This window comes from Pseudomonas sp. RC10-4-2, from assembly GCF_050433085.1.
In the GTDB taxonomy this organism is placed as follows: domain Bacteria; phylum Pseudomonadota; class Gammaproteobacteria; order Pseudomonadales; family Pseudomonadaceae; genus Pseudomonas; species Pseudomonas aeruginosa.
Genome location: NZ_JBNPXX010000002.1, coordinates 1 through 20,853, shown reverse-complemented (window position 1 = coordinate 20,853; position 20,853 = coordinate 1). Strand labels below are relative to the sequence as shown.

Here is a 20,853-nt window from a genome sequence, read left to right as displayed (position 1 = left end):
ATTTCGCTCAGGCGATCTCGATCATCTCGAAATCGATCTTGCCGACACCGCAATCCGGGCAGACCCAGTCCGCCGGGATGTCTTCCCAACGGGTTCCCGCCGGAATGCCTTCTTCGGGCAGGCCCAGGGCTTCGTCGTAGATGAAGCCGCAGACCACGCATTGCCACTTGCGCATAGCCACCCTCCTCGTTCGTCGAACCTAGCTCAGCGTCGGTGGCCGGCCAACGGCAAGGCTGCCGGGCGTTCCCGGCAGGACAGTCAATGACCGGACCCAAGTTTCAAGGATAACTCCTGGACGGCCGCGGGCCAGGCATGAAAAAAGGCGGCCAGGGCCGCCTTCTTCGCCGGCGAGCGGGGCTCAGCCGATTTCGATCATCTCGAAGTCCAGCTTGCCGACGCCGCAGTCGGGGCACAGCCAGTCTTCAGGCACGTCTTCCCAGCGCGTTCCCGCCTCGATGCCTTCTTCCGGCCAGCCTTTGGCCTCGTCATAGATCAGTCCACACACCACGCATTGCCACTTCTTCATTGTTTACCTCGGGCGGGTTACCACGGTTCAGCGCCGGCAACCTATAACAAATCCACCCTGTCCGCCAACCTGCCCGAAAGGCAAGGTGGTGCCGAACGGGCCAACCAAAGATGGGTGGTGCCCACCGGTCGCCTCACAACCCCTCGGCTCCGATCCGCGCCACCCGGGCGTCCTCTTCGGCGCGTACGCCGGAAACCCCGACCGCGCCGACCACCTGTCCGTCCACCAGGATCGGCACACCGCCCTCCAGGGTGGCCTGCAGCAGCGGCACCGAGAGGAAGGCGCTGCGTCCGCCGTTGATCATGTCCTCGTAGCGCTTCGTTTCCCGGCGTCCCAGGGCGGCGCTGCGGGCCTTTTCCGTCGCGATGTAGGCACCGATCGGCGCGCAGCCGTCGAGGCGCTCCAGCGCCAGCGGGTGGCCGCCGTCGTCGACCACCGCGATGCTCACCGCCCAGCCTTGGCGCTGTGCCTCCTCGCGGGCCGCGCCAAGGACGCGGGCGACCTCCTCGCGGCCGAGTACCGGCTTGCTGTGCATGGTTTCACTCTCCTCCGGGCAAGGCCTGGTCGAGCAGCTCGATCCAGTGGCGTACCGGGGTCCGTCCGGCCCCGTCGAGATGGGCCTGGCAACCGACGTTGGCCGTGGCGATGACATCCGGCGCGCCGCTTTCCAGGGCGTCCAGGCGGTTGTCGCGCAGACGCCGGGACAGCGCCGGCTGGGTCAGCGAGTAGGTGCCGGCGGACCCGCAGCAGAGATGACCGTCGGCCACCTCGGTGAGATGGAAGCCCAGTCGCCGCAGCACCGCCTCCACGGCCCCGCCCAGTCGTTGCGCGTGCTGCAGTGTGCATGGGCAGTGGAACGCCAGGCGCTGGTCGCAGCGCAGGCCGAGGGACTCCAGCGGCTCGTCGCGAAGCACTTCCACCAGGTCGCGGGCAGCGGCGGCGACCTCGCGCGCCTTGTCCGCGTACCGTGGGTCGTCGCGCAGCAGGTAGGCGTAGTCCTTGACGAAGGCGCCGCAGCCGCTGGCGGTCTGCACGATGGCCTCGGCACCCTCGCGCAGCAACGGCCACCAGGCGTCGATATTGCGCCGCGCGCGCTGGCGGCCGCGCTCCTGCGCATCCAGGTGGAAATCCAGCGCGCCGCAGCAGCCGGCCGCGGCCGCCGGCGTCACGCTGATTCCCAGGCGGTCCAGAACCCGCGCGGCGGCGGCGTTGGTGTTCGGCGACAGCGCCGGCTGCACGCAACCTTCGAGCAGCAGCACGCGCCGCGCATGCCGGGGCTGCGGCCGCCTGCCCGGCGCCGCGACCCGACGTGGCAGCTTGCCCTGCATCGCCTCAGGCAGCAGAGGCCTCAGCCGCCCGGCAGCGCCGGCCAGCGCGCCGAACAACCCCGGGCGCGGGGCCAGCAGGCGCAGCCCGTCGCGCAGCAGGCGTTGCCGGAAGCCGCGCGGCAGGCGTTCGGCGAGGAGGTCGCGGCCGATATCCAGCAGCTTGTGGTACTCGACTCCGGACGGGCAGGTGGTTTCGCAGTTGCGGCAGCTCAGGCAGCGATCGAGGTGCAGGCGGGTGCGCTCGCTGGCCTCGTCGCGCTCGAGGAACTGCTTGATCAGGTAGATCCGTCCGCGCGGGCCGTCGAGTTCGTCGCCCAGCTCCTGGTAGGTCGGGCAGGTGGCGTTGCAGAAACCGCAGTGCACGCAGCTGCGCAGGATGCGCTCGGCTTCGGCGGCCTCGGCGCGTTGCCGGGCGGAATCGCAGAGGTTGGTTTGCATCGCGCCTCCTCAGAGTTCGGCGTACATCCGCCCGGGATTGAAGATGCCCTGCGGGTCGAGCTGGCGTTTGAGTGCCCGGTGCAGGCCGAGCAGTCCAGGCGGTAGCGGCTGGAACGGCGCATCGAGATGGCCGGCGCGGTAGCAGGTGGCGTGACCGCCATGGGCGGCGGCCCACGCACGGATGTCCGCGGCCGGCGCGTCGCTTTTCAGCCAGCGCAGCGCCCCGCCCCAGTCCAGCAACTGACGACCGGGCAACGGCGTCTCCGGCGCCAGCGCCGGCAGCGACAGGCGCCAGAGCGGTCGCGGGTCGTCGAAGAACGGCAGGCGCTGCTCGCGCAGGTCGGCCCAGAAGCCGTCCTCGAGCGCTTCGCCACCGAGGCGGTCGCGCGCCGAGCGTACCGAGCCCTCGCCGCCCTCCAGGCGCAGGCGCAGGGCTTCGCCGTCGTGGCAGGCCGCACTGATCGGCAATGGCTGGCCTCCCCACTCGGCCAGCTTGCGCAACGCCGTCGCCACCGGCAGGTCCAGGCTCAGGCCGGCCTGGCAGCGCGGCATGGGCAGCACCTTGAAGGACACTTCGGTGACCACCCCGAGGCAACCGAAGCTGCCCGCCAGCAACCGCGACAGGTCGTAGCCGGCGACGTTCTTCATCACCTCGCCGCCGAAGCGCAGGTGGGTGCCCAGGCCACTGATCAGCCGCGTCCCGAGGACGAAATCGCGTACCGCTCCCGCCCAGGGCCGGCGCGGTCCGGACAGGCCGCTGGCGAGCACCCCGCCGACCGTCGCCCGGCCGCCGAAACCCGGCGCCTCGCAGGCAAGCATCTGCCCGCCGCGCGCCAGCACGGCCTGTAGCTCGTCCAGCGGCGTACCGGCACGGGCGGTGATCACCAGTTCGCAGGGATCGTAGGCGACGATCCCACGGTGTTCGGCGAGCGCCAGCGGTTCGCCCGCAACCGGCCTGCCGAGGAACGCCTTGCTATCGCCGCCGACGATGCGCAGCGGCGCGCGCCGCGCCAGGGCGTCGCGGACCCGCTCGAGCAGCGCGCCGGCATGGTCGGCGCCAGCGTCCGGATCGAAATACGGCTGGCTCATCAGAAACGCTCCAGTTCGGGGAACGGCAGTCGACCGTGGTGGACGTGCATGGCGCCGAACTCGGCGCAGCGATGCAGGGTGGGCACGTTCTTGCCGGGATTTAGCAGCCCGGCCGGGTCGAATGCCGCCTTCACGGCGTGGAACAGGGTCAGCTCGTCGGCATTGAACTGAGCGCACATCTGGTTGATCTTCTCGCGGCCGACGCCATGTTCGCCGGTGATGCTGCCGCCTACCGCCACGCACAACTCGAGGATCCTGCCGCCCAGCGCTTCAGCGCGCTCCAGCTCGCCCGCCAGGTTGGCGTCGAAGAGGATCAGCGGGTGCATGTTGCCGTCGCCGGCGTGGAATACGTTGGCCACCCGCAGGCCGTATTCGCGCGAAAGCTCGGCGATGCCATGCAGCACCCGCGGCAGCTCGCGGCGCGGGATGCTGCCGTCCATGCAGTAGTAATCGGGGGAAATCCGCCCGACCGCCGGAAACGCATTCTTGCGCCCGGCCCAGAAGCGCTGGCGCTCGGCCTCGTCTTGGGCCTGTCGCACCGAGGTGGCGCCAGCCGCCTCGAACAGCTCGCGGACCCGCTCGCAATCCTCGTGCACGTCGGCTTCCACGCCATCCAGTTCGCAGAGCAGGATCGCCGCCGCGTCGACCGGGTAACCGGCGTGGATGAAATCCTCAGCGGCGCGGATCGACAGGTTGTCCATCATTTCCAGCCCGGCCGGGACGATGCCGGCACCGATCAGGTCGGCCACCGCCCGCCCGGCGCTTTCCACATCGTCGAAGCTGGCCAGCAGGACCTTCGCCACCGGCGGGCGCGGCAACAGCCTGACGGTGACCTCCACCACCACGCCGAGCAGCCCTTCGGAGCCGGTGAACAGCGCCAGCAGGTCGAAGCCGGCGCTGTCCAGGGCGCTGGACCCCAGGCTCAGGCGCTCGCCTTCCAGGGTCACGATGTCCACCTGCAACAGGTTGTGCACGGTCAGGCCGTACTTCAGGCAATGCACGCCGCCGGCGTTCTCCGCGACGTTGCCGCCGATGGAGCAGGCGATCTGCGAGGACGGGTCCGGTGCGTAGTACAGACCATGAGGGGCAGCGGCCTGGGAGATCGCCAGGTTGCGCACGCCAGGCTGGACCCGGGCGAAACGACCCAGCGGATCGATCTCGAGGATCCGCCGGAAACGCGCCATCACCAGCAGCACGCCGTTCTCCAGCGGCAGCGCGCCGCCGGACAGGCCGGTGCCGGCACCGCGCGCCACGACCGGCACCTTCAGCCGATGGCAGAGGGCGAGCAGGCCCTGAACCTGTTCGATGCGTTCCGGCAATGCAACCAGCAACGGCGTGCAGCGATACGCCGAGAGTCCGTCGCACTCGTAGGGACGCAGGTCTTCCGCGGCGTGCAGCAGTTCGAGGTCGGGCAGGCGGAGGCGCAACTCGGCCAGCAGGCCATCCTTGTCCACCTGCGGCAGCGGACCGTCCAGACCCTCGTCGTAGAGGATGTTCATGGCGGCTGTCCTTGTTGTGGTTGTCGGCGGGATCAGCAAGCGTCCACAGCCTGTACCGCGCGGACGCCGGGGTCCAGCAGGCGTCTAACTGGTCCTACCAGTATCACCAGGAGCCATGGGCATGAGGCGCATGCTAGAAAGTCCCTGAGCTTCTATAGTGAGTAACGACAGCCAACTGGTCCTACCAGTGCAACGGGAGCTTCCATGCAGAAACAGCGGGTGGCCGACCAGGTCGCAGAGCGTATCGAGCGGCTGATCGTCGACGGCGTGCTCAAGGTCGGCCAGGCTCTGCCGTCCGAGCGGCGCCTGGTGGCCAAGCTCGGCTGCTCGCGCTCGGCCCTGCGCGAGGGCCTGCGGGCGCTGCGCGGGCGCGGCATCATCGACACCGAGCATGGCCGTGGGTCGTTCGTCGCCGACCTCGACCGCAACGCCGACGTCAGCCCGCTGATGCACCTGTTCGGCTCCCAGCCGCGCACCCTCTACGACCTGCTCGAAGTCCGCGCCCTGCTGGAGGGCGAGGCGGCCCGCCTGGCAGCGCTACGCGGCACCGAGGCAGACTTCGTCCTGCTCGCCCGGCGCTACGAAGAGATGCTCGCCAGCCACGAGGAAACCCAGCCGATCGATCCCCGCGAGCACGCCCGCCGCGACCACGCGTTCCACCGGGCGATCAGCGAGGCATCGCACAATCCGGTGCTGGTGCATACCCTGCAATCGCTCAACGAACTGCTGCTGAGCACGGTGTTCGCCTCAGTGAACAACCTCTATCACCGGCCGCCGCAGAAACGCCAGATCGACCGCCAGCACGCGCGCCTCTACGCGGCCCTCCGCGAGCGCCAGCCGGACCAGGCGCAACGGGCGGCGCGCGAACATATCCACAGCATCCGCGACAACCTGCGGGAGATCGAGCAGGAAGAACAGCGCCTGGTCCGCGCCACCCTGCGCCTGAACGGCTGGGGGTGACGCGCCACCGCGTCGCAGACCGGCCGCCGGCCGAACGTGCTACCCTCGCCGCCTTCTGCCGCCGTCTCGTAGTCCCGTCATGCCCAGCAATGCGCTCTGGCTTCGCGCCGACCAACTGTCCAGCGTCTCCCCCGCCGTCCTCGACTGGCTGTTCGACGAGGGGTCGCTGACCCGGCGCCTGACCGCCCTGGCCGACGGCGCGTTCCGCGTCGAACCCCTGCTGGAAGGCTGGCAGACCCTGCGCGACGACGAATGCCAGGGGCTCGACGTCCCTACCGGCAGTAGCGGCTGGGTCCGCGAGGTCTACCTGCATGGCCACGACCGTCCCTGGGTGTTCGCCCGCAGCGTGGCGGCGCGCAGCGCCCTGGAAGGCTCGGGCTTCGACCTGGCGCTGCTCGGCACCCGCTCGCTGGGCGAGTTGCTGTTCAGCGACAGCGCCTTCGAGCGCGGGCCCATCGAAGTCTGCCGCTATCCGGCGGCCGGTCTGCCCGCCGAGGTCCGCGCCGAGGGTCTCTGGGGCCGTCGCTCACGGTTTTCCCGCGGCGCGCTCGGGGTGCTGGTGGCGGAGGTGTACCTACCGCGCCTGTGGGACCAGGCGGGAATCGCCGACGTATAATCCCCCGGTCGACTCCGGAGGTCCCCATGTTCGTCACCCTGATCAAGCCGCTGGCCCGCCTGCACCCCCGCGCCTGGGACTTCGTCCAACTGGTGCGGCTGGACCGGCCGATCGGCATCTACCTGCTGCTCTGGCCGACCCTCTGGTCGCTGTGGATCGCCGCGGACGGCGTGCCGGAACTGAAGAACCTGCTGATCTTCGTCCTCGGCGTCATCCTGATGCGCGCCGCCGGCTGCGTGATCAACGATTTCGCCGACCGCAATTTCGACGGCCATGTCGCACGCACCAAGGCGCGCCCGCTGGCCACCGGCAAGATCAGCGTGCGCGAGGCCTGGATCACCTTCGCCGTCCTGGTCGCGCTGAGCTTCGGCCTGGTCCTGCTGACCAATGCAACGACCGTCTGGCTGTCGTTCGGCGCGGTAGCCGTGGCCTCGCTCTACCCCTTCATGAAGCGCTACACCTACTATCCGCAGGTGGTGCTGGGCGCCGCCTATTCCTGGGGCATCCTGATGGCCTTCACCGCCGAGCGCGGCGAATTGCCGGCCAGCGCCTGGCTGCTGTTCCTGGCCAACGTGCTGTGGACGGTCGCCTATGACTCCTACTACGCGATGACCGACCGCGAGGACGACCTGAAGATCGGCATCAAGTCCACCGCAATCCTCTTCGGCGATGCCGACCGCCTGATCATCGGCAGCCTGCAGGGCCTGACCCTGCTCCTGCTAGTGCTGGCCGGCAACCGCTTCGAACTGGGCCTGTGCTTCTACCTCGGCCTGGCGGTGGCGGCGGCCTGCTTCGTCTGGGAAGCCTGGTCGACCCGCGACCGCGACCCGCAGGCCTGCTTCCGCGCCTTCCTGCACAACCACTGGGCTGGCCTGGCGATCTTCCTCGGCACGGTCGCCGACTACGCGCTGCGTTGAGCGGCGCGCAGGCCGGCGACCATCTAGTCCATGTCCGGCTGGGCGACGTGCCAGGCGCCCATCTTGCCGTCACCGTTCTTGTCGCCAGGCTTCTTGTCCTGGATGAAGGTATAAAGGGGCTTGCCGTAGTAGGCCCACTGCTGGGTGCCGTCCTCGCGAGCGACCAGGCTCCAGTCGCCGCTGGCCTGCGCTCCCTGGGCCGCTGCCAGCGGCGGCCAGTTCTTCGCGCACTGCCCGGAACAGGCGGATTGCCCTTCGCTGTCCTTGTCGTAGGTATAGAGCGTCATGCCCTTGCCATCGACCAGCACGCCGTCCTTCTCGGTGGCCGGCGCCACCGTTTCCTGGGCCAGCGCGGCGAACGCCGGCAGGGCCAGCGCCAGACCCAGCGCCAGGTGGATTCTGTTCATCGCGTCTCTCTCCTGTGTCTTCAGGTGGAGCGTTCGCCGCCCGCAGGGACGGCACCGGAACCTGTTGAGCATAGCCCCGCCGCGGGCAGTCGGCGGAAACTACGCCGTTGTGTCACATACCTGACACAATTTCGTTATCTAATGCGGCGCAAGACAGATCGACCCGAGGCAAGACCATGGTTGGCAAGACAATCCTCATCGTTGATGACGAAGCACCGATTCGCGAGATGATCGCCGTGGCCCTGGAGATGGCCGGCTACGAGTGCCTGGAGGCGGAAAATACCCAGCAGGCGCACGCGGTGATCGTCGACCGCAAGCCGGACCTGATCCTGCTCGACTGGATGCTCCCCGGCACTTCCGGCATCGAACTGGCGCGACGCCTGAAGCGTGACGAACTGACCGTCGATATCCCGATCATCATGCTCACCGCCAAGGGCGAGGAGGACAACAAGATCCAGGGCCTGGAGGTCGGCGCCGACGACTACATCACCAAGCCGTTCTCGCCCCGCGAGCTGGTCGCCCGCCTGAAGGCCGTGCTGCGCCGCACCGGGCCTGGCGACAGCGAGGCGCCGATCGAGGTCGGCGGCCTGCTGCTGGACCCGATCAGCCACCGCGTGACCATCGACGGCAAGCCGGCCGAGATGGGCCCCACCGAGTACCGCCTGCTGCAGTTCTTCATGACTCACCAGGAACGCGCCTATACCCGCGGCCAACTGCTGGACCAGGTCTGGGGCGGCAACGTCTATGTCGAGGAGCGCACCGTCGACGTGCATATCCGCCGCCTGCGCAAGGCGCTCGGCGAGGTCTACGAAAATCTGGTTCAGACTGTCCGCGGGACCGGCTATCGTTTCTCCACCAAGAGCTGACCCCGCTCCCGGCCGCCCAGCGGCCGGAGTCGTTTCCCCTGGACGGTCCGTGACGGACCGCCACTGGACAGGATGCAATCCGTCGTGAACCAAGACTGGCGTGGAGCGCTGATCCGCCACCTGCTTCTCGTGCTGGCCGCCAGCCTCGTGCTCGGCGTGGTCAGCGGCCATTACGGCTGGGCCCTGGCCCTCGGCCTGGCTCTCTACCTCGGCTGGACCCTCTGGCAGCTACTGCGCCTGCACCAGTGGCTGCGCAACCACCAGCCAGACGAGCCACCGCCGGACAGCTACGGCCTCTGGGGCGAAGTCTTCGACAATATCTACCACCTGCAACGCCGCAACCAGCGCGCCCGTGGCCGCCTGCAGGCGGTGATCGACCGGATCCAGGAGTCCACCGCGGCCCTGCGTGACGCGGTGATCATGCTCGACAGCGACGGCAACCTGGAATGGTGGAACCTCGCCGCGGAAAACCTGCTCGGCCTGAAGACCCCGCAGGACGGTGGCCAGCCGGTGAGCAACCTGATCCGCCATCCGCGCTTCAAGGAATACTTCGACCAGGAGGATTACCGCGAGCCGCTGGAAATCCCCTCGCCGATCAACGAGCGCCTGCGCCTGCAATTCCACATCACCCTCTACGGCAACCGCGAGCACCTGATGCTGGTCCGCGACGTCACCCGCGTCCACCAGCTGGAGCAGATGCGCAAGGACTTCGTGGCCAACGTCTCCCACGAGCTGCGCACGCCGCTGACGGTGATCGCCGGCTACCTGGAGACCCTCCTCGACAACGTCGAGGATGTGAACCCGCGCTGGCTGCGCGCCCTGCAGCAGATGCAGCAGCAGGCCGGACGCATGCAGAACCTGCTCAACGACCTGCTCCTGCTGGCCAAGCTGGAGGCCACCGACTACCCCGGCGACAACAAGCCGGTGGCGGTGGACGCTCTCCTCGTCAGCATCCGTAACGACGCCCAGGCCCTGTCCGCCGGGCGCAACCACCGCATCAGCCTGGACGCCGCACCCGCTGTGCAGCTCAAGGGCAGCGAGGCGGAACTGCGCAGCGCCTTCTCCAACCTGGTATTCAACGCGGTGAAGTACACCCCCGACGAAGGCGAGATCCGCATCCGCTGGTGGGCCGACGAACAGGGCGCGCACCTGTCGGTGCAGGACACCGGTATCGGCGTCGATCCCAAGCACCTGCCGCGCCTGACCGAGCGCTTCTACCGGGTGGACTCCAGCCGCGCCTCCAACACCGGCGGCACCGGCCTCGGCCTGGCCATCGTCAAGCACGTGCTGATCCGCCACCGCGCGCGCCTGGAAATCAGCAGCGTGCCCGGCAAGGGCAGCACCTTCACCTGCCATTTCGCCCCGGCGCAGGTCGCCGAGGCCGAGCGCAAGGCGCCGAAGTGAGCCTCGTCGCGGTGCCGCGCCGCCGGCGTCGGCACGGCCAAGGCTTGCAAGCGACGACACAGCCCCTCATTCTTAAGGGCCTTTTGGCTACCGCACACCCCCATGGACCCTTCTCCTAGTACCAGCATCGCCACCTATTTCGCCGATGCCGGCCTGATCCTCTTCGCGCTTTTCCTCGTCCTGCTCAATGGCTTCTTCGTCGCCGCCGAGTTCGCCATGGTCAAGCTCCGCGCCACCCGCGTGGAAACCATCGCCAAGCAGCACGGCTGGCGCGGCGCCATCCTGCGCAAGGTTCACAACCAGCTGGACGCCTACCTGTCCGCCTGCCAGCTGGGCATAACCCTGGCCTCCCTGGGCCTGGGCTGGGTCGGCGAGCCGGCCTTCGCCGAACTCCTGGAACCGCTGCTGGCGATGATCGGCGTGCATTCCGACGAACTGATCCGCGGTATCTCCTTCTTCACCGCGTTCTTCATCATTTCCTACCTGCACATCGTGGTCGGCGAGCTGGCGCCCAAGTCCTGGGCGATCCGCAAGCCGGAACTGCTGTCGCTGTGGACGGCGGTGCCGCTGTACCTCTTCTACTGGCTGATGTACCCGGCGATCTGGCTGCTCAACGCCAGCGCCAACGCCATCCTCAAGATCGCCGGCCAGGGCGAGCCCGGCCCGCACCACGAGCATCACTACAGCCGCGACGAACTGAAGCTGATCCTCCACTCCAGCCGCGCCCAGGACCCCAGCGACCAGGGCATGCGCGTGCTGGCCTCGGCGGTGGAGCTGGGCGAACTGGAGGTGGTCGACTGGGCCAACTCCCGCGAAGACCTGGTCTACCTCGAGCACGACGCGCCGCTGGCGGACATCCTCGCGGTGATCCGCCGCCATAAGTACAGCCGCTACCCGGTCTGGGACAGCCACAAGGGCGAGTTCATCGGCCTGCTGCACATCAAGGACCTGCTGCTGGCGCTGTCCGCCCTGGACAGCCTGCCGGAGACCTTCGACCTCGACGAACTGGTGCGCCCGCTGGAGATCGTCACCAAGCACACCCCGCTGTCGCGCCTGCTGGAGCAGTTCCGCAAGGGCGGCGCGCACTTCGCCGTGGTGGAAGAGGCCGATCACAAGGTGGTCGGCTTCCTGACCATGGAGGACGTGCTGGAAGTGCTGGTCGGCGACATCCAGGACGAACACCGCAAGACCGAGCGCGGCATCCTCGCCTACCAGCCGGGCAAGCTGCTGGTGCGCGGCGACACACCGCTGTTCAAGCTCGAGCGCCTGCTCGGCATCGACCTCGATCATGTCGAGGCGGACACTCTCGCCGGGCTGGTCTACGACACCCTGAAGCGGGTGCCGGAGGAAGAGGAAGTCCTCGACACCGAGGGCCTGCGGATCATCGTGAAGAAGATGCGCGGTCCGAAGATCGTCCTGGCCAAGGTGGTCAAGCTCGACTGAGACGAGCCGGCGCCGCCACGGCGCCGGCGACTTTTCAAGGCTCGCGGACGATGGCGAAGTTCGGCAGGCTGTCGACCGGCTGGGCGAAGTCGTAGGGAATCGACTCCAGCGCCAGGCCGACGTTGCGCTGGATCACGAAGTGCAGGTGCGGCCCGCTGCTGTTGCCGGTGTTGCCGGAGCGCGCCAGCGGCGTGCCGACCTGGACCCGCTGGCCCTCGGCGACCAGTACCGAATGGCGCATCAGGTGCAGGTAGACGCCCATGGTGCCGTCGTCGTGCAGGATGCGGACGAAGTTGCCCGAGGGATTGTTGCCGCGCCCGCTCTGGTTGTTCTCGATCTTCACCACGGTGCCGCCGCGGGCAGCGATGATCGGCGTGCCCTCGGGCATGGCGATGTCCATCGCGTAGCGGCCCTTGGGGGTGAAGTGGCTGTACTTGCCATTGGCGCCCTGGGACAGGCGGAACGGCCCGCCGCGCCAGGGCAGCGGATAGCGATAGAGCAGCGGCTGCTGGCGCGGGTCGCCGAGCGCGTAACGCAGCTTCGGGGTGTAGCTCATCGGCTTGCCGGCCTTGCGCGGCGCCAGGGTCGCCAGGCGCACCTGGCTGCGCGCCGGGACCACCCAGCGAATCGGCCCGTCGGGCACCCCAACGGCATTGCGCGGGTTGCGGATCCGCAACTCGACCTCGACCGGCGCGTAGAGGTCGTTGCGCACCTGCAGGGTCTCGCCACCCGCGTGCTTCTTCGTCTCCAGCTTCACTTCCCGTTCCAGGTGCTCGACCATCCGGTCGCGGAAGACGAACACCTGCGCCCCGGCCACGGCGCGGTCGGAGTAGGTCACCACGCCATTGGCGTCGGTGTACTTGTAGATGGTCAGGGCCGCAGCCGGAGCTGCCGCGGCGAACAGGCCACAGAGAAGGAGAAGGCGCCCTAGCATGACTGCACGGATCGTGTCGTTCTGGTTATCCCGAATCGGCAAGACTAGCAGCGCTTTATTGCCAGGGCGAGACGACAGCGAGCGGGCTGTGAACGGATCGTCGGGAAAAAACCGCTCAGGCGCCGGGAACGTAGTGCTTCTGGGTACTTCCGCGGGCGATCAGGCGCGACAGGTAGTCGAGCTTCTGCGGGTCGCGGTCGACGAAACGCAGGGTCAACAGCAGCCAATCGCTATCCGGCTTCGGCTCCAGCGCGGCGATGGCGTGCAGGTAGCCGTTCAGGCGCGCCACGTCGCTGTTTTCCTCGAGGTCCAGCACCGCGCTTTCCAGCACCTGCGGCAACGGGTCGGCGCGCTTCACCACCAGTTGCGCTTCCTTCAGACTGACCGCCTTGATCACGCAGGGCATGCTGCTCTGCGGCAGGCGCAATTGCGCCTGCCCCAGCGGGTTGCCGCTGCCGGCGGGACGCGCGCTGGCCTGGGGAGCCGAAGCCGGCTTCGGCGCGGGGGCCGGTTTTGCCGGACTGGCGGCAGGCTTGATCACCTCGGCGCGACCACCGGTCAGGGCGGCCAGCGAATCGTTGGCCATGCCGCTGGCGATCTCCCGGCGCGGCGCGTGGGCCGCCAGGGCTTCCAGCTTGCCGCTGCGGCTCAGGGCCTTCTTGATCTTGGCCACCAGTTGGTCATTGGAGAATGGCTTGCCGATGTAGTCCGACACCCCGGCCTGGATCGCCTGGACCACGTTCTCCTTGTCGCCGCGACTGGTGACCATGATGAACGGGGTAGTCTTGAGGTTTTCCTGGGCACGGCACCAGGTCAGCAGTTCGAGGCCGGACATCTCCGGCATCTCCCAATCGCAGAGGATCAGGTCGACGTTCTGCCGACTGAGCAGTTGCTGGGCCTTGCGGCCGTTCACGGCCTCCTCGATATGAAGGCCGGGGAAGTTGTCGCGCAACCCTTTCTTCATCAGATCTCGGATGAAGGGGGCGTCATCCACCACTAGCGCGCTGACTTTGCTCATCGACTTCTCCTGGACAGGTCCGCCTAGGATAGCCTCCCCTGCTGGCAGGATGCCAAGCCTTGCTGCAGTCGCGCGAAGAAACAAGGCTCCAGGTCAAGGGAGCCTTGCCTGCGGAAGATCACTCGCCGCGGTTGTTCTCGACCTCTTCCTTCATGCGGGTCAGGCCGATGTGGCGAACGTCGGTGCCGCGAACCAGGTAGATCACCAGCTCGGCGATGTTGCGCGCATGGTCGCCGATGCGCTCCAGCGAGCGCAGGGCCCAGATGATGTTGAGCACGCGGGATATCGCCCGCGGGTCTTCCATCATGTAGGTGACCAGCTCGCGCAGGGCGGTCTTGTATTCGCGATCGACGGTCTTGTCGTACTGCGCCACGGACAGCGCCAGGTCGGCATCGAAGCGGGCGAAGGCGTCCAGTGCCTCCTGCACCATCTTCTGTACCTGGCTGCCGATGTGCCGAACCTCGACGTAGCCGCGCGGCGACTCGCCTTCCTCGCACAGCTGGATGGCGCGGCGGGCGACCTTGGAGGCCTCGTCGCCGATCCGCTCGAGGTCGATCACCGACTTCGAGATGCTGATGATCAGGCGCAGGTCGGAGGCCGCCGGCTGACGCCGGGCGAGGATACGCACGCACTCCTCGTCGATGTTGCGCTCCATCTGGTTGATCTGGTCGTCGATCTCGCGGACCTGCTGGGCGAGGCCGGAGTCGGCGTCGATCAGCGCGTTGACCGCGTCGTTGACCTGCTTTTCCACCAGCCCGCCCATGGCCAGGAGGTGGCTGCGCACATCCTCCAGCTCGGCGTTGAACTGCTGGGAGATGTGATGGGTGAGACTGTCTTTGTTGATCATGTGGGGAATCCTTCTGGAGCCGCTGCGACCGGTGACATCAACGAGCTACGGAGAGCGCCGGAGGCAGCGGTATCGCCGCGCCTCCGGACGCGCCGCTAGCCGTAGCGGCCGGTGATGTAGTCTTCGGTCTGCTTCTTCGCCGGGTTGGTGAACAGCGTATCGGTGTCGCCGAACTCGATCAGCTTGCCCATGTACATGAACGCCGTATAGTCGGAAACCCGCGCGGCCTGCTGCATGTTGTGGGTAACGATGACGATGGTGAACTTCGACTTCAACTCGTAGATCAGCTCTTCGATCTTCAGCGTGGAGATCGGGTCCAGCGCCGAGCACGGCTCGTCGAGCAGCAGCACTTCCGGTTCCACCGCGATGGTCCGGGCGATCACCAGGCGCTGCTGCTGGCCGCCGGACAGGCCGAGGGCGGACTCGTGCAGGCGATCCTTCACCTCCTCCCACAGCGCAGCCCCCTTCAGCGCCCACTCGACGGCCTCGTCAAGTACGCGCTTCTTGTTGATGCCCTGGATACGCAGGCCGTAGACCACGTTCTCGTAGATGCTCTTGGGGAACGGGTTGGGCTTCTGGAACACCATGCCGACGCGACGGCGCAGCTCGGCGACGTCGACGCCCTTGGCGAAGATGTTGTGGCCATCGAGGCGAATCTCGCCTTCGACGCGGCAGCCATCCACCAGGTCGTTCATCCGGTTGAAGCAGCGCAGCAGGGTCGACTTGCCGCAGCCGGACGGGCCGATGAAGGCGGTCACGCGCTGCTTCGGAATGTTCATCCGGACGTCGAAAAGGGCCTGCTTGGCGCCGTAGAACAGGTTCAGCCCGGGCACTTCCAGTTCGACACTTTCGGAAGCCAGGTCGAGGCTCTGGCGGTCGCGGCCGAGCGCATCGAAGTTGATGCCGTGGCTGGCGGTCTCGTTTTGCATGGGAAGCTCCCTCAATCAGTTTTCCAGGGCCTTGTACTTCTCGCGCAGGCGATTGCGGATCGCGATGGCGGAGAAGTTCAGCAGGGCGATCACCACGACCAGCAGCAACGCCGTAGCGTATACCAGCGGCCGTGCGGCCTCGACGTTGGGGCTCTGGAAACCGACGTCGTAGATATGGAAACCGAGGTGCATGATCTTCTGGTCGAGATGCACGTACGGATAGTTACCGTCGACCGGCAGCGACGGTGCCAGTTTCACCACGCCGACCAGCATCAGCGGCGCCACTTCGCCGGCGGCACGGGCCACGGCGAGGATCAGGCCGGTCATCATCGCCGGGCTGGCCATCGGCAGGACGATCTTCCACAGCGTTTCCGCCTTGGTCGCGCCGAGCGCCAGGGAGCCTTCGCGGACCGCGCGCGGAATCCGCGCCAGGCCTTCCTCGGTGGCGACGATCACCACCGGCACGGCGAGGATCGCCAGGGTCAGCGAGGCCCAGAATAGCCCGGGGGTACCGAAGGTCGGCGCCGGCAGGGCCTCGGGGAAGAACAGCCGGTCGATGGAACCGCCCAGCACGTAGACGAAGAAACCCAGGCCGAACACGCCGTAGACGATCGCCGGTACGCCGGCGAGGTTGTTCACGGCGATGCGGATCACCCGGGTCAGCGGCCCCTGCTTGGCGTACTCGCGCAGGTAGACCGCAGCGATCACGCCGAACGGGGTGACGATCAGCGCCATCACCAGGGTCATCATCACGGTGCCGAAGATCGCCGGGAAGATACCGCCCTCGGTATTGGCCTCGCGCGGATCGTCGCTGAGGAACTCCCAGAGCTTCTTGAAGTACACCGTCATCTTGGTGCCCAGGCCCATGGCGTTGGGCTGGTAGGCATGCACCAGCTTGCCAAGGGTGATTTCGCTCTCGCGGCCGCTGGCGTCGCGCATTACCACGCTGTCGCGGTTGAACTCCTGATGCAGGCCGTTGAGCTGCTCTTCCAGGACCTTGTAGCGCGCCTGCAACTCGCTGCGCTCGGCGGCCAGGTCGGCCTGGGCGGCGGCGTCCAGCTTGCCGTCCAACTGCAACTTGCGCTCTTTCAGGCGCAGGCGCTCGAGACCGTGGTTGATCCCGCCGATGTCGCCCTTCTCCAGCTTGTAGAGCTTGGCGTAGAGGTCATCCACCCGCTGCATGCGCTTCTGCAGTTCGCCTACCGCGGCGTCGCCTTCGGCGACCACCTGGCCGTTCTCCTTGACGCTCAGCAGGTAGCCGTAGAAGTTGCCCCACTCGCGGCGTTCGAGAACCATCAGCGCTTCGGGACGCTTGATGTCCTGCAGCCACTCGCCGACGACCCAGGAGAAATCGCTGCCGTAAAGCTCGCGGTTGCCCAGCTTGAGCAGCTCGCGGGTCATGAATTCGGGGCCGGCCTCCGGGACCGGCATGCCGGCGCTGCGCAGGCGCGCGCGCGGCACTTCCTCGGCCTGGACCACCTCGCCGATCACGGTCTTGGCGGCTTCGCCAGGGATCTGGTAAGTCGCCTCGATGACGTTCGCCGGCCAGAAGTGGCCGAGGCCGCGTACCGCGATCACCGCCAGCAGGCCGATGGTCATGATCACCGCGATCGACACCGCGCCGGCGTTCATCCACACCCAGGGCGAGCCGCTGCCGAACCAGGCTTTGACGGTTTCCTGTTTCTGTTTCACAGAGCTATACCTCCGCCGCTTACAACGACGCGTATTTCTTGCGCAGACGCTGACGGATCAGCTCTGCCAGGGTGTTCATCACGAAGGTGAACGTCAGCAGTACCAGCGCCGAGAGGAACAGCACGCGGTAGTGGCTGCCGCCGACCTCCGACTCGGGCATCTCCACCGCGACGTTGGCCGCCAGGGTGCGCATCCCCTCGAAGATATTCACTTCCATCACCGGGGTATTGCCGGTCGCCATCAGCACGATCATGGTCTCGCCGACGGCGCGGCCCATGCCGATCATCAGCGCCGAGAAGATGCCTGGACTGGCGGTCAGGATCACCACGCGGGTCAGCGTCTGCCAGGGCGTGGCGCCCAGGGCCAGGGAGCCGTAGGTGAGGCTGCGCGGCACGCTGAAGATGGCGTCCTCGGCGATCGAGAAGATATTCGGGATCACCGCGAAGCCCATTGCCAGCCCGACGATCAGGGCATTGCGCTGGTCGTAGGTGATGCCCAGGTCGTGGCTCAGCCAGAGGCGCATGTCGCCGCCGAAGAAGGTGGTCTCCAGGTGCGGGCTCAGCCACAGGGCGAAGGCGCCGACGGCAAGCACCACCGGGATCAGCAGCGCGGCTTCCCAGCCGGCCGGCAGGCTCAGACGGATACGCTCGGGCAGGCGGCTCCAGAGCAGGCCGGCAAGAAGGATGCCCAGCGGCGTCAGCAACAGCAGGCTGAACACACCCGGCAGGTGGCCTTCGACGTAGGGCGCCAGGAACAGGCCGGCGAAGAAGCCGAGGATCACCGTCGGCAGCGCCTCCATCAGCTCGATCACCGGCTTGACCTTGCGGCGCATCGCCGGAGCCATGAAATAGGCGGTGTAGACGGCGGCCGCGATGGCCAGCGGAGCTGCCAGGATCATCGCGTAGAAGGCGGCCTTGAGCGTGCCGAAGGTCAGCGGCGAGAGGCTCAGCTTCGGTTCGAAGTCGGTGGTCGCGGCGGTGGACTGCCAGACGTAGGCCGGCTTGTCGTAGCTCTCGTACCAGACCTTGCCCCAGAGCGCGCTCCAGGAGATTTCCGGGTGCGGGTTGCTCAGGGCGAAGCGGTGGATCTTGCCACCCTGCTCCAGCAGCAGGCGGTTGGCCCGCGGCGACAGGGTGATGACCCCGGAAGAGTCGGCGACCGGCTGGACCAGCAGGGTACGGTGCGCGGTGCTGTGGAAGACGCCGAGGTTGCCCTTCTCGTCCAGGGCGATGAAGCCCTTGCGCCGTTGTTCCGGAGCGATGGCGCTGATCGGCGCGCCATCCAGATTGAAGTCGCGAACGTGCGACAGGCGCGGTTCGCCGTCGGTATCGCGAGCCATGAACCACTGGGCGATGCCACCCTTGGAGTCGCCCACCAGCAGCGAGATGCCGCCCAGCAGTTGGGTGCTCGCGGTGACCTCGGCGTTGGGGTCTTCCAGCAGCTTGTAGCGACCGTTCAACTGGCGGCTGTGCAGGTCGAACACATCGGCGGTGGCACGTCCGTTGATCACGTACAGCCACTGCTTGCGCGGGTCGAGGTAGATGGCTTTCACCGGTTCGGCGATCTGCGGGAGTTCGATGCGCTCCTCGTCCAGCGTGCTTTCGCCGGTCAGCATGTTCTCTTCCCGAGTCATGCTCAACAGCAGCAGTTGCTTGTCGACGGAGCCAGCCAGCAGCAGGCTGTCGTCGCCGGCATTGATGCTCACATGCTCCAGCGGGCGGCCCTGCGGATCGAGACCGATCGGGGTCTCGCCGTAGGGGAAGGCGATCTCCGGGGTGATGGTCTTCTTGTTGTCCGGGTAGGTGACCTTGTAGGTGTGCTGGAACACCAGCACCTGTCCGTTGGACAGGCCCAGGGCGACCGTCGGGCTGCCCGGCTGGTCCTGGGCGATCGAGCGGATCTCGCTGCCCGCCGGAAGCGGCAGAGCGACACGCTTCAGTTCGACACCGGTCTTGGCGTTGAAGAAGAGAATCTCGCCCTGGCCGCCGACGCGCATGGCCACCTGGTTCTGCTCCTCGATGCTGAGCAGCAGGGGCACCTGCGCCTGCTGCATCCAGGCCGGAGTCAGCGCTTCGCGGGTCTCCAGGTCGGCGCCGCGGAACAGGGGGAGCACGACGTAGGCCAGGTAGAAGAAGATCAGGGTGATTGCCGCCAGCACGGCCAGGCCGCCGACCAGCACGTACCAGCGGGTCAGGCGGTCCTTGAGGGCACGGATGCGGCGCTTGCGTTGCAGGGCTGGCGTATTGAAGTCAATCCGCTCGGGAGCAAGGGAGGAGTTCATCGGGGAGTTGGCCATGTCGTTCATGGGGTGACACCCTAAAGGCTCTGTATGACAGACAGATGACAGCAACATGACGCAACAAAGCCCGCCAGCAGAGCCTCGCTGGCGGGAAAGGCCGGCGGATCCTAGCGCCCGCCGGCAGAGCCTTCATGCCTGGACGGCCCATCGCTGGGCCATCCGCTCAAGTCACTGGATTACAGGCCCAGTTCCTTGATCGCCTTCTCGGCCACCTTGGCCGGCAGCGGGATGTAGCCGTCCTTGACCACGACCTGCTGGCCGGTCTTGGACAGAACCAGCTTGAGGAACTGAGCCTCCAGCGGGTCCAGCGGCTTGTTCGGCGCCTTGTTCACGTAGACGTAGAGGAAGCGCGACAGCGGATAGGTGCCGTTCAGGGCGTTCTGCTCGTTGTCCTCGACGAAGGCAGCGCCTTCCTTCTTGGCCAGGGCCACGGTCTTCACGCTGGCGGTCTTGTAGCCGATACCGGAGTAGCCGATGCCGTTCAGCGACTGGCTGACCGACTGCACCACGGAAGCCGAACCCGGCTGCTCGTTGACGTTCGGACGGAAGTCGCCTTTGCACAGGGCTTCTTCCTTGAAGTAGCCGTAGGTGCCGGAAACCGAGTTGCGGCCGAACAGTTGCACCGGCTTCTTCGCCCAGTCACCGGTCAGGCCCAGGTCGCCCCAGGTCTTCACGTCCTGCTTGCTGCCGCACAGGCGGGTAGCGGAGAAGATCGCATCGACCTGCTGCATGGTCAGGCCTTTGATCGGGTTGTCCTTGTGCACGAAGATCGCCAGGGCGTCGACAGCGACCGGGACGGCGGTCGGCTTATAGCCGTACTTCTGCTCGAAAGCCTGCAGCTCGACGTCCTTCATCTTGCGGCTCATCGGGCCCAGGTTGGCGGTGCCTTCGGTCAGGGCCGGCGGCGCGGTGGAAGAACCGGCAGCCTGGATCTGGATGTTCACGTTCGGATAGAGGCGCTTGTACTCCTCGGCCCACATGGTCATCAGGTTGGCCAGAGTGTCGGAGCCGACGCTCGACAGGTTGCCCGACACACCGCTGGCTTTCTGATATTCCGGCAGCGCCGGGTCGATCGCGGCTACCGCGGAAGCGGCGCCTACGCCTGCGGCGACGAACGTCAGGGCCGCCATCAAACGCTTGAGTTTCATGCCTTGCTCCTTGGACAGGATGGGGTTGGATGGAACGGGGGCCAGTATCGTCAGGCCGCATGAAGACTCTATGAAAGGAATGTGACAGTTGGATGAAATGCCATCAGCCTTCCGACATTTTTCCGCAAGCCTTGGGAGAAGCCCTGCCACACCCCTAAAAGCCTGGAAACACAAGGGCTCCAGCCTTTCACGGAGGGGCCGGGGAGGCCCTCTGGAGCGCGTTTTCGATCCGCCTGGGGGAGGTAGCCGTCCATCCGTTTCATGCAGGATGGGTAGTTTCCAGGGCAATTGTGACAGTCGCCGCCGGCATTCGCAGTCGAGAAAAGAAGCGAGGAAGCACGCCTTTTTCCGCGCGCAAAAGCAAAACCCCCGGTCATCGCTGACCAGGGGTTTTGGGATAGGAGCTTGACGATGACCTACTCTCACATGGGGAGACCCCACACTACCATCGGCGATGCGTCGTTTCACTTCTGAGTTCGGGAAGGGATCAGGT

The 20,853-nt window shown here is 66.9% G+C and carries 20 protein-coding genes and 1 rRNA gene; 6 read left to right on the top strand and 15 right to left on the bottom strand.

Annotated features, from left to right (window positions below; all coding sequences use genetic code 11):
* Window positions 1-7: 7 nt before the first annotated feature.
* From FHW81_RS08095 to glcD, 6 genes are all read right to left on the bottom strand, one after another.
* On the bottom strand, window positions 8-175 hold the full coding sequence (locus FHW81_RS08095; protein WP_003098329.1) for a rubredoxin: 168 nt from the start codon (window positions 173-175) through the stop codon (window positions 8-10).
* A gap of 183 nt (window positions 176-358) precedes the next feature.
* The gene (locus FHW81_RS08090) at window positions 359-526 is read right to left on the bottom strand and encodes a rubredoxin (protein WP_003098330.1); all 168 of its coding nucleotides are present in this window, start codon (window positions 524-526) and stop codon (window positions 359-361) included.
* A gap of 133 nt (window positions 527-659) precedes the next feature.
* Window positions 660-1,061, bottom strand: coding sequence for a heme-binding protein (locus FHW81_RS08085; RefSeq protein ID WP_003098332.1), 402 nt, complete (start codon window positions 1,059-1,061; stop codon window positions 660-662).
* 4 nt (window positions 1,062-1,065) lie between these two features.
* On the bottom strand, window positions 1,066-2,292 hold the full coding sequence (gene glcF / locus FHW81_RS08080; RefSeq protein WP_003136271.1) for a glycolate oxidase subunit GlcF: 1,227 nt from the start codon (window positions 2,290-2,292) through the stop codon (window positions 1,066-1,068).
* 9 nt (window positions 2,293-2,301) lie between these two features.
* Entirely contained in the window at window positions 2,302-3,381 is a 1,080-nt protein-coding gene (gene glcE, locus FHW81_RS08075; RefSeq protein WP_003136272.1) for a glycolate oxidase subunit GlcE, read from the bottom strand.
* On the bottom strand, window positions 3,381-4,880 hold the full coding sequence (gene glcD / locus FHW81_RS08070) for a glycolate oxidase subunit GlcD (RefSeq protein ID WP_023090974.1): 1,500 nt from the start codon (window positions 4,878-4,880) through the stop codon (window positions 3,381-3,383). Before glcD ends, glcE begins: the two co-directional genes overlap by 1 nt.
* Window positions 4,881-5,084: 204 nt before the next feature.
* Between glcD and glcC the strand changes: the two genes are divergently transcribed.
* From glcC to ubiA, 3 genes are all read left to right on the top strand, one after another.
* Window positions 5,085-5,840, top strand: coding sequence for a transcriptional regulator GlcC (gene glcC, locus FHW81_RS08065; RefSeq protein ID WP_003115387.1), 756 nt, complete (start codon window positions 5,085-5,087; stop codon window positions 5,838-5,840).
* A 79-nt stretch (window positions 5,841-5,919) separates the two neighbouring features.
* Complete coding sequence (locus tag FHW81_RS08060) at window positions 5,920-6,456, top strand: chorismate lyase (protein ID WP_003114374.1); 537 nt, start codon at window positions 5,920-5,922, stop codon at window positions 6,454-6,456.
* Between the two features lie 26 nt (window positions 6,457-6,482).
* Window positions 6,483-7,373 (top strand): 4-hydroxybenzoate octaprenyltransferase, encoded by an 891-nt coding sequence (gene ubiA / locus FHW81_RS08055; RefSeq protein ID WP_003104612.1) that lies wholly within the window; start codon window positions 6,483-6,485, stop codon window positions 7,371-7,373.
* Between the two features lie 23 nt (window positions 7,374-7,396).
* Here ubiA and FHW81_RS08050 read toward each other — a convergent pair whose 3' ends face one another.
* Window positions 7,397-7,780 (bottom strand): COG4315 family predicted lipoprotein, encoded by a 384-nt coding sequence (locus FHW81_RS08050; RefSeq protein WP_003096652.1) that lies wholly within the window; start codon window positions 7,778-7,780, stop codon window positions 7,397-7,399.
* 176 nt (window positions 7,781-7,956) lie between these two features.
* On the opposite strand from FHW81_RS08050, the gene phoB reads away from it, so the two are divergent.
* The 3 genes from phoB to FHW81_RS08035 all read left to right on the top strand — a co-directional run bounded on the left by phoB (window position 7,957) and on the right by FHW81_RS08035 (window position 11,493).
* A complete protein-coding gene (gene phoB / locus FHW81_RS08045; protein ID WP_003096653.1) occupies window positions 7,957-8,646 on the top strand; it encodes a phosphate regulon transcriptional regulator PhoB in 690 nt (229 codons plus the stop codon).
* Between the two features lie 72 nt (window positions 8,647-8,718).
* A complete protein-coding gene (phoR, locus tag FHW81_RS08040; RefSeq protein WP_017148679.1) occupies window positions 8,719-10,050 on the top strand; it encodes a phosphate regulon sensor histidine kinase PhoR in 1,332 nt (443 codons plus the stop codon).
* Window positions 10,051-10,152: 102 nt separating this feature from the next.
* Window positions 10,153-11,493, top strand: a complete 1,341-nt coding sequence (locus tag FHW81_RS08035; protein WP_003096655.1) for a hemolysin family protein — start codon at window positions 10,153-10,155, stop codon at window positions 11,491-11,493.
* A gap of 34 nt (window positions 11,494-11,527) precedes the next feature.
* Here the strand turns inward: FHW81_RS08035 and FHW81_RS08030 are convergent, their stop codons facing one another.
* The 8 genes from FHW81_RS08030 to rrf all read right to left on the bottom strand — a co-directional run.
* Window positions 11,528-12,427: a peptidoglycan DD-metalloendopeptidase family protein gene (locus tag FHW81_RS08030; RefSeq protein ID WP_003096656.1), complete on the bottom strand. Its 900-nt coding sequence runs from the start codon at window positions 12,425-12,427 to the stop codon at window positions 11,528-11,530.
* Window positions 12,428-12,542: 115 nt separating this feature from the next.
* The gene (locus tag FHW81_RS08025) at window positions 12,543-13,445 is read right to left on the bottom strand and encodes a response regulator (RefSeq protein WP_003096657.1); all 903 of its coding nucleotides are present in this window, start codon (window positions 13,443-13,445) and stop codon (window positions 12,543-12,545) included.
* Window positions 13,446-13,563: 118 nt separating this feature from the next.
* Window positions 13,564-14,292, bottom strand: coding sequence for a phosphate signaling complex protein PhoU (gene phoU / locus FHW81_RS08020; protein WP_003096661.1), 729 nt, complete (start codon window positions 14,290-14,292; stop codon window positions 13,564-13,566).
* A 95-nt stretch (window positions 14,293-14,387) separates the two neighbouring features.
* Window positions 14,388-15,221 (bottom strand): phosphate ABC transporter ATP-binding protein PstB, encoded by an 834-nt coding sequence (pstB, locus tag FHW81_RS08015; protein WP_003096663.1) that lies wholly within the window; start codon window positions 15,219-15,221, stop codon window positions 14,388-14,390.
* 15 nt (window positions 15,222-15,236) lie between these two features.
* Window positions 15,237-16,913 carry a phosphate ABC transporter permease PstA gene (pstA, locus tag FHW81_RS08010; protein ID WP_003096667.1) on the bottom strand — a complete coding sequence of 559 codons (1,677 nt, stop codon included), beginning with the start codon at window positions 16,911-16,913 and terminating at the stop codon, window positions 15,237-15,239.
* Window positions 16,914-16,932: 19 nt separating this feature from the next.
* Window positions 16,933-18,966 (bottom strand): ABC transporter permease subunit, encoded by a 2,034-nt coding sequence (locus FHW81_RS08005; protein ID WP_003121319.1) that lies wholly within the window; start codon window positions 18,964-18,966, stop codon window positions 16,933-16,935.
* Between the two features lie 422 nt (window positions 18,967-19,388).
* Window positions 19,389-20,360 carry a phosphate ABC transporter substrate-binding protein PstS gene (pstS, locus tag FHW81_RS08000; protein WP_003096673.1) on the bottom strand — a complete coding sequence of 324 codons (972 nt, stop codon included), beginning with the start codon at window positions 20,358-20,360 and terminating at the stop codon, window positions 19,389-19,391.
* Window positions 20,361-20,763: 403 nt separating this feature from the next.
* Window positions 20,764-20,853 (bottom strand): 5S ribosomal RNA (gene rrf / locus FHW81_RS07995); the annotation flags it as partial.

Excerpts from the sequence above, each read along its gene's own strand:
- FHW81_RS08095 (WP_003098329.1), bottom strand. The coding sequence starts at position 175 with ATGCGCAAGTGGCAATGCGTGGTCTGCGGCTTCATCTACGACGAAGCC.
- FHW81_RS08035 (WP_003096655.1), top strand. The coding sequence starts at position 10,153 with ATGGACCCTTCTCCTAGTACCAGCATCGCCACCTATTTCGCCGATGCC.
- pstS (WP_003096673.1), bottom strand. The coding sequence starts at position 20,360 with ATGAAACTCAAGCGTTTGATGGCGGCCCTGACGTTCGTCGCCGCAGGC.
- FHW81_RS08005 (WP_003121319.1), bottom strand. The coding sequence starts at position 18,966 with ATGCAGCAGGCGCAGGTGCCCCTGCTGCTCAGCATCGAGGAGCAGAAC.
- FHW81_RS08090 (WP_003098330.1), bottom strand. The coding sequence starts at position 526 with ATGAAGAAGTGGCAATGCGTGGTGTGTGGACTGATCTATGACGAGGCC.
- glcE (WP_003136272.1), bottom strand. The coding sequence starts at position 3,381 with ATGAGCCAGCCGTATTTCGATCCGGACGCTGGCGCCGACCATGCCGGC.
- glcC (WP_003115387.1), top strand. The coding sequence starts at position 5,085 with ATGCAGAAACAGCGGGTGGCCGACCAGGTCGCAGAGCGTATCGAGCGG.
- ubiA (WP_003104612.1), top strand. The coding sequence starts at position 6,483 with ATGTTCGTCACCCTGATCAAGCCGCTGGCCCGCCTGCACCCCCGCGCC.
- FHW81_RS08025 (WP_003096657.1), bottom strand. The coding sequence starts at position 13,445 with ATGAGCAAAGTCAGCGCGCTAGTGGTGGATGACGCCCCCTTCATCCGA.
- phoU (WP_003096661.1), bottom strand. The coding sequence starts at position 14,292 with ATGATCAACAAAGACAGTCTCACCCATCACATCTCCCAGCAGTTCAAC.
- glcD (WP_023090974.1), bottom strand. The coding sequence starts at position 4,880 with ATGAACATCCTCTACGACGAGGGTCTGGACGGTCCGCTGCCGCAGGTG.
- glcF (WP_003136271.1), bottom strand. The coding sequence starts at position 2,292 with ATGCAAACCAACCTCTGCGATTCCGCCCGGCAACGCGCCGAGGCCGCC.
- phoR (WP_017148679.1), top strand. The coding sequence starts at position 8,719 with ATGCAATCCGTCGTGAACCAAGACTGGCGTGGAGCGCTGATCCGCCAC.
- FHW81_RS08030 (WP_003096656.1), bottom strand. The coding sequence starts at position 12,427 with ATGCTAGGGCGCCTTCTCCTTCTCTGTGGCCTGTTCGCCGCGGCAGCT.
- FHW81_RS08085 (WP_003098332.1), bottom strand. The coding sequence starts at position 1,061 with ATGCACAGCAAGCCGGTACTCGGCCGCGAGGAGGTCGCCCGCGTCCTT.
- pstB (WP_003096663.1), bottom strand. The coding sequence starts at position 15,221 with ATGCAAAACGAGACCGCCAGCCACGGCATCAACTTCGATGCGCTCGGC.
- FHW81_RS08050 (WP_003096652.1), bottom strand. The coding sequence starts at position 7,780 with ATGAACAGAATCCACCTGGCGCTGGGTCTGGCGCTGGCCCTGCCGGCG.
- phoB (WP_003096653.1), top strand. The coding sequence starts at position 7,957 with ATGGTTGGCAAGACAATCCTCATCGTTGATGACGAAGCACCGATTCGC.
- FHW81_RS08060 (WP_003114374.1), top strand. The coding sequence starts at position 5,920 with ATGCCCAGCAATGCGCTCTGGCTTCGCGCCGACCAACTGTCCAGCGTC.